Source organism: Enterobacter cloacae complex sp. IR5450 (genome assembly GCF_049238665.1).
GTDB lineage: Bacteria > Pseudomonadota > Gammaproteobacteria > Enterobacterales > Enterobacteriaceae > Enterobacter > Enterobacter hormaechei_C.
In genome coordinates this window covers 1-539 of sequence record NZ_JBMKIC010000102.1, presented here as the reverse complement: position 1 = coordinate 539, position 539 = coordinate 1, and the positions used below count along the sequence as shown (strand labels likewise).

At 55.3% G+C, this 539-nt stretch carries 1 protein-coding gene; it reads left to right on the top strand.

Translation table 11 applies throughout. The features are described from left to right. Positions 1-18: 18 nt before the first annotated feature. Positions 19-539: DUF6453 family protein (locus tag ACOTYB_RS24890; RefSeq protein ID WP_421765928.1), on the top strand; the 521-nt coding region annotated here is incomplete at its 3' end.

Genomic DNA, 539 nt, shown 5'->3' with positions numbered 1-539 from the left:
GTGACGCAGAACTCCACGATGAAGGATGTAAGCATCAGTGAGCGTGAGAGTACGTACACGTTCCCCGGCAGCATCTGGCAGATATTTCCATCAGGCCAGCGTAAGGGAGAAGGTCTGCTTATTGATGACAGCACTGACTTCCTGGCGATCACTAATGCCACGCAGTCAGGGCAGTGTATCTGGAAGGGGACCGTCAATGTTCCCACGGGCGGCTGGTCGGTTCCCACGATAGCGGGGTACGACAAGTCGAAATATATCGTCTTTGGACGCTGTAATAGCGGTAACACCGTCGATTTCGATGGCAACACGGTCAGGTTCTTCAGCCCTCCATCCACCAACGATGATGCTCCGACGACCGGCACGATAGATATCGTCATCTTTGCCAGTGGCGTGGCGCCGCAACCGGGCACCGGCCTCAACATCTTCAATGCAGCCGGGGCCTGCACGTTTTCAACGACAAAGCGGCCTTTCGTTTACCTCAATCAACTCTGGACGCCTTCGAAAAATGCCGTGAGCATCGGCAGCGGCTATGTTCCGCT